Annotated in this window: 6 protein-coding genes; all 6 read right to left on the bottom strand. The window is 56.2% G+C overall.

Going from position 1 to position 6,552, the window contains the following annotated elements:
- Positions 1–257: 257 nt before the first annotated feature.
- The gene (gene metK / locus HMPREF0721_RS08895; protein WP_006599384.1) at positions 258–1,490 is read right to left on the bottom strand and encodes a methionine adenosyltransferase; all 1,233 of its coding nucleotides are present in this window, start codon (positions 1,488–1,490) and stop codon (positions 258–260) included.
- Positions 1,474–2,499 (bottom strand): response regulator, encoded by a 1,026-nt coding sequence (locus tag HMPREF0721_RS08890; protein ID WP_006599383.1) that lies wholly within the window; start codon positions 2,497–2,499, stop codon positions 1,474–1,476. The genes metK and HMPREF0721_RS08890 overlap by 17 nt, the downstream gene beginning before the upstream one ends.
- Positions 2,492–3,712: a sensor histidine kinase gene (locus HMPREF0721_RS08885; protein WP_006599382.1), complete on the bottom strand. Its 1,221-nt coding sequence runs from the start codon at positions 3,710–3,712 to the stop codon at positions 2,492–2,494. Before HMPREF0721_RS08885 ends, HMPREF0721_RS08890 begins: the two co-directional genes overlap by 8 nt.
- 213 nt (positions 3,713–3,925) lie before the next feature.
- Positions 3,926–5,227 (bottom strand): aldehyde dehydrogenase, encoded by a 1,302-nt coding sequence (locus HMPREF0721_RS08880; protein ID WP_006599381.1) that lies wholly within the window; start codon positions 5,225–5,227, stop codon positions 3,926–3,928.
- Complete coding sequence (locus HMPREF0721_RS12605; RefSeq protein WP_006599380.1) at positions 5,196–5,327, bottom strand: hypothetical protein; 132 nt, start codon at positions 5,325–5,327, stop codon at positions 5,196–5,198. Before HMPREF0721_RS12605 ends, HMPREF0721_RS08880 begins: the two co-directional genes overlap by 32 nt.
- A gap of 283 nt (positions 5,328–5,610) precedes the next feature.
- Positions 5,611–6,543: a glycyl-radical enzyme activating protein gene (locus HMPREF0721_RS08875; protein ID WP_207635244.1), complete on the bottom strand. Its 933-nt coding sequence runs from the start codon at positions 6,541–6,543 to the stop codon at positions 5,611–5,613.
- Positions 6,544–6,552 lie beyond the last annotated feature (9 nt).

Here is a 6,552-nt window from a genome sequence, read left to right as displayed (position 1 = left end):
TTGTATGGTATTATTGTTACTGTCCTTATTTTAAACCATTTCGTGGGGTAATTAATTGCGCTGTTTGAGCAAAAAATACGGTTTTTTACGCTTTACAATTAGGTTTTTCAAGGGCTGATTCATTTTCATGTGTTTGCAATTTTTTCAGCCCCAATCCCCGTTTTCGGGCATTCAAACGGCACATTTCACCCCGGTCTCAAACGACTTTAAAAGCGGATTCAAATACCTTTTCCTCTATAAATTCATCCACTCGTCTTCTATTTCTGGACGGATGCCAATTCGTCAACCTTTTCCCAGGGGAATACGTCCCGGCCGAAATGGCCGTAAGCCGCCGTCTCTCGGTAAATCGGCTGACGCAGCTGCAGCCCTTCGATAATATCCGCCACCGAGAAGGAGACTACCTCCTCCACCATGCGGGCAATTTTATGCTCCGCCACCCGGGCCGTGCCAAAGGTATTGATGGCGACCATTTCCGGCTGCTCCAGCCCGATGGCATAAGCCAGCGAAACCTCGCAGCGCTTCGCCAGCCCGCAGCCCACGATGTTTTTCGCCACGTAGCGCGCCATGTATGCGCCGGAACGATCGACTTTGGTCGGATCCTTGCCGGAGAAGGCGCCGCCGCCGTGACGGGCGATCGAGCCGTAGGTATCCACCATGAGCTTGCGCCCGGTGAGCCCGGTATCGCCCAGCGGCCCGCCGATCACAAACCGGCCGGACGGGTTGATGCGCAGCGCCGTGGTCGCCGTGATGCGTTCGGCATCGATCACCGGCAGCACCACGGCCTCCATCAGCGCCTGCTGAAGTTCCGGCAAATCGACGGCTGGATCATGCTGAGCCGAAAGCACAACGCTGTCAATGCGCTCCGGATTTCCGGCATCGTCGTAGGTCATGGTCACCTGGGACTTGCCGTCGGGACGCAGCCAGGGCAGGGTACCGTTCTTCCGCACCGCTGCCAGGCGCTGCACCAATTTTGTCGCCAGCACAAAGGGCATCGGCATCAGTTCCGGCGTTTCGTCCGTCGCGTAGCCGATCATCACGCCCTGGTCGCCGGCACCCACATGCGGGACGCGCCGATGCTCGCCGGGATCGACGCCTTCCGGCGGCAGCCATTTGCAGCGCACCTTGCCGGCCTGCCATTTAGCCGTCTCGCTTGTCGCCGCCTTGCTGACGGCTCCGGCGATATCCGCCGATTGCACATTCACATTGGTCAGCACATTGCAGCGATCGGCGTCCAGGCCGGTTTCTTCTGATGTGTAGCCGATTTCACGGACGACCTGACGGGCGATAGTCACCAGATTCACGGCGCCGCTCTCGCGAACGCCTTGTGAGAGTTCGCCGGCGATCATCAGCGTGTTTTTAGAAGCCATCACCTCGATGGCGGTATGCGCGTCCGGATCCTGCTTCAGGCAGGCATCCAGAATGCCGTCGGCAATTTGGTCGCAGACTTTGTCCGGATGGCCTTCCGTCACAGATTCAGCTGTTCGTTTCATCTTGATGTTTTTCTCTCCTTTCCTGTTTAATCATCTTTTTATATTGCGAAATGGTGGTGTGTTCGTATTTCTTAAAGAGTTTGCTGAAATAAGAGCTTTCGTTATAGCCCAGTTGATACGCCACATCGGTGACATTGGCATCCTCTGTGCAGAAATACCACTTGGCCTGCATCATGCGGCACAAATGGATATAGGACATCACCGAGATGCCCAGGGTCTTTTTGAAAATGCGGCTGAGGTACCCCTGAGACAGGCCGCTGTCGTCCCGGACTTCCCGCAGGCCGATATTGTCGCCAGTGTGCTGATCGATATAGGCAAACGAACGGGCCATCACCGGGTATTGGGCCACGGCGTTGTGCCGATAGATCAAATCCAGGGTGGCATAGAGCCTAAACTCCAGCCAGCGCACGATCGGCAGCATTTTCCCCGCCGGCCGGTTGACGTAGTTCGTCTCCAGCGAACACGCATAACGTTCAAACAATCGGCTTTCAATATCGTAATAGTATTCGACAATTTCTTCCGGCGAGTCCCAGCTCTCCTCGCGGATGTCGGCAATCAAATCCGGCAGCCGATAATACATATCGCCGTAATGCTGCGCGTCCACACAGCGACAGATGCTCTCAAAAGTCTCATCGCGCTTGGTGTTCAGCCCGCGGTAGGTTTCGAGCACCCGCTTCACGTCGGTATAGCCCAGGGGCTTCGTCAAATACTCCGCCACCCCGATATAGATGGCTTCCTTCGCGAATTGAAATTCATTGTAGGCCGATATCAGATAAATCGGCGCGCGGTTCCCGCTGTCTTTGATGCGTTTGGCCGCCTCAATTCCGCCCAGATCCGGCATCACCACATCGATAAAGATGATGTCCGGCGACAGCGCCGCCGCCTGGTCCACCGCTTCCTGCCCGGTATTCGCCGTCGCACAGACTTCGAACCCGTCAACCATTTCCACCATGCGCTTGAGCGCTTCGCGCATCAGATATTCGTCGTCGGCAATGAGCACCTTAAACATCGGCCGCCTCCTCTTCCGGAATGCGGATAATGCAGCGGTTCTGCCCGCCGACACGTTCTTCCACCACGCGGTAGCCGGTGCCGTACACGCGGTTCAGCCGCTCTTTCACCGCGCCGATATTGTCGGCCAGCGAAAAATAACTGCTTCGCTCTTTGACAACCGGATCTTCCGGCGCCGGTTCCCGCCGCTGGGCGTTGTCTTCCAGCAGCACGCTGATCCAGCCGTCCTGCCGTGTGATCTTCACCAAAAGGCTGCCGCCTTCCCGCTGGCCGGTCAGCCCGCTCATGGCAAATTCCACAAAGGGCATCGTCATCATCTTCGGCATCCGGGTTTTCATCAGATTGCGCGGCACGTCGATTTTGTATTGGATCCGATCGCCGAAGCGCACCGCCTGGATACGCAAAAAACATTCAATGGCTTTGATTTCCTGCTTCAGGCTCCAAAAATCGCGGTTGTTAAACAAGGTATCCCGCAAAAATTCGGAAATCAACGTCACCATTTCGTTGGTGCGCAGCGCCCCCTCCAGAATGGACAGATTGGCCGCCGAAGTCAGCGCGTTAAACCAGAAATGCATGTTGAGCCGATCCGCCAGATGCTCTTTGCGCGGCAGCGACTCACTGCGCTTGTAGGCCTCGAGTTGGCGGTATTGCTTGTCGATGATCTGCTCCGCCGCTTCCCGTTGCTCTTTTTCGCGCTGCCAGCCCGCCGCCAGCATCACGACTTTCGCGGTGATGGTGCCCGCAAGGTCCGCATCCCGCAAAAGCGTCGTCTCCGGCAGGCAAACGATCTGCTCCCAGAGATGGCGGTGCACCGCAAGAAAGGTTTCGCTTTCCTCCCGGGCATCGCCGTCCTGTTCAAAAAAAACAGCAGGCGCCGCATCCAGGCGCACCGGCCCGCCGATCAGGCTGCCCCAAAACTGATTGTCCACGACGATGGGCACCGCCAGCTTATAAAGCGCGCAGGGGATTTTGTAAATCAACGGCTCGCCCTTGGCGGCCGCCCGGATACCGCCGGCCGCATCGGCCACGCGCATGGCGTCACTCACCGCGGTCCATTGGTGCACTTCCTTCATGAAGTCTGACTCGTCGACCGGCGGCAGCACCACCTCGCCTTTATAATCGACAATATAAAAGGGCAGTGTTGTCGCCGCGGACAGCGTCCGCTGAATATCCAGCAGGGTTTCCTCTGTTAACTGGCCCGTTATCATTTTCATCGCATTCCCTCTTTTTCTTCGCACATTCTTTAATCTTTCTTCGATCGTTTCCGATCAAATGCCCCCTTTAAAACACCGGACGGTGCCCCTTTGGGAAGTTCTCGGCTATTTGCCGACGGCCAGTTTCATTTTAACAGAAATGCGATGCACGTTTCAATATCCCGACTGCTTTAAAAGGTTTGTTTTTTACATTTTTACAGGGCGCCCGCGGTGTCAGCGAATGGTGAAAGCTTCTGTCAGGAAGCAGCGGCGGCGACGGCCGAAGTGTCTGGCCGTGACGGTGCCTTCCCCCGTTTTCGTGGCGACGGCAAAGGAGCAGGGCGCGTCCATTTGATAGCCGATGCCCGCATATCCCGGCCCGTTCTTCACAAAGACCGACGTCTGCATGATCTTAGCTGCATAGTTGAGCCGCTCAATGGATTGACTGTGGAGCATCGCCGTGTGATGGCAGCCTTGCTCAATGGCCAGCGCCGCCGCCACGGCCTCGTCAAAATTGGCGGTGCGCACCATCGGCACCACCGGCATCTTGAGTTCCTTCGTGACAAAGGGATGCTCCGGCGCCGCGCGCACGACGACGAGCTTCACCCCGGGCTTGGCCGGAATGCCCGCCGATTCGAGGATATCTTCCGCATTGCGGCCGTCAAAAACCTTGCGCGGCTGCATATCGCCGTCGATGATGGCGCGGGTCAGTTTTTCAATATCCTCCGGCGCCTCAATATATTGTGCGCCGCAGGCTTCCATTTCTCTCGCCAGGGTATCGGCGATGGCGTTCACCGCGACAATGGCCTTTTCCGTTACGCACATTAAATTATTGTCAAAAGATGCGGATTTCACAATGTCCTCCGCCGCCTTGATCACGTTGGCCGTTTCGTCGACGATCACCGGCGGGTTGGCCGGTCCTGCGCCGATGACCTTTTTGTCGGCACTGCAGGCGCGGCTCACCGCCGTGTGCGAGCCTGTCATCACGATCATGTCCACATCCGGATGGTTCATCATTTCCTGGATGGCCTGCATGCCGCCGGTGGGCAGGATGCCAATTAAATGATCGATGCCCAGAACGCGCCTGGCGGTTTCGTTCATCAACGCGACGATATGCTTGCTCGTTTCGAGCGCCCTCGGATGGGCGCAGTGAATCACCGCGTTGCCCGCCGCCAGTGCCGAAATCGTGATGTTGATAAGCATCGCCGCCGGATTGGTCGCCGGATGCACCGCGCACACCACCCCGAAAGCCGACAGTTCGTAAAGAACCATGCCGTCGTCGTTGGTCACCACCTCCGTAATAAGATCCTCCGTGCCCGGCGTCTGATGGATTGCGAGTGCAATTTTCTCCTGCTTGTCGGCAACGATGCCCATGCCCGTTTCATTAAAAGCGCGGCGAGCCAGATCCTCTGCCTCGCTCGCCAGCACCATACGAATGGCTCGGATCACCGCCTCTCTGTCTTTCAGGGGCTTACCCGCAAATTGTTTAAAGGCCGCCCGGGCCTTAAGCGCCAGGTTGCCAACGGTTGATTCCATCAATACTTCCCCCTTTCTTCTCCGGCATCATCGCGATGCCTTGACCGATATTTTTATCTTGCTGTTTTTTCAAAATGCTTTTATCCAATGCTTCATGCAAAAATGGGATCCCAGCAAAGCAGCCAGGACCCCACGAGACCAAAAATCAGGAAGCTCTGGTATTGCCGTCCGACTTGAATCGTCAAAATCCCCGAAGGGTTCCCACATTTGGCGCCTCAAGCGAAATCAGCTTTCCTTCCTGCTTTATTTGAACCAGCCTTTCGGCTGTGTTCAACAATTTAAAACCGGTTGGTTAGCCACAGACTGCGCGCCGACCGACGCGTTCAGCCTGATCCATTCATGTTTTTAACCATCTTTTGGCAGCGTGCGCTTGCGCGACCGGTTTACCCCCCGATCTTGCAAGCGAGCCCTGCCGATTCAACCACTTTTTTAAAAGCGGCCATCTCTTCTCTGTTTGGCGTCTTGGTATCCTCCGGCATTTTATATTCCAACCCCATCAGATGATATTTATTTTCACCCAATTTGTGATAGGGCAGCAGATGCACTTCCTTCACACCGAGATCCTTCGCAAAGTCCGCGATCTCGCGGATGGTTTCCGCGGATGCGTTGACGCCCGGAATGGTCGGAACGCGGATGATGGTGTTCCCCGCCTCCTTCGCGATGCGCCGGGCATTCTTTTTGATCACCTCGTTGCTGACGCCGGTAAATTTTTTGTGGAGCTCATCGTTGGGCGCTTTCGCGTCCATCAATGCGAGATCCAAATACGGCAGCACGGCATCGAGTGCCGCCTCTTCATAGGTGTATCCGGTGGTTTCGATCGCCGTGTTCCAGCCTTGGGCCTGTCCGGCTTTTAAAATCTCCGCCGTGAAGCGGTACTGCATCAGCGGCTCTCCGCCGGAAATGGTGATGCCGCCGCCGGTCCGGCGATAATATGCGGCATCTTTTTTCACTTCGCGAATCACCTGCTGCACCGTCATTTTCTTGCCCTTCTGCGCCAAGGCCCCCGCCGGGCAGACGGCGACACATTCGCCGCAGCCCGTACATTTTTGATAATCGACAAAGGCGGGGTTTTCCGGGGACAGAGCCCCCGGCTCCGGGCACACTTTCAGGCAGGAGCCGCAATGGATGCAGCTCACCACATCGTAAAGAATGACCGGACGCAGTTTTTGGGATTCCGGGTTGCAGCACCACCAACAGCGCAGCGGACAACCTTTCAGGAATACGATCGTTCGGATACCGGGACCGTCATTGAGGGAGAAGCGTTGTATATTAAATACGTCCCCTTCTAATGCATAGTCAATATTCACGGACCTCAACGCGGCGCC

Origin of the sequence: Pseudoramibacter alactolyticus ATCC 23263 (genome assembly GCF_000185505.1) — a bacterium.
Classification (GTDB): Bacteria; Bacillota; Clostridia; order Eubacteriales; family Eubacteriaceae; genus Pseudoramibacter; species Pseudoramibacter alactolyticus.
The sequence above is the reverse complement of the archived record's forward strand: the minus strand, read 5'-3'. Positions and strand labels throughout refer to the sequence as shown.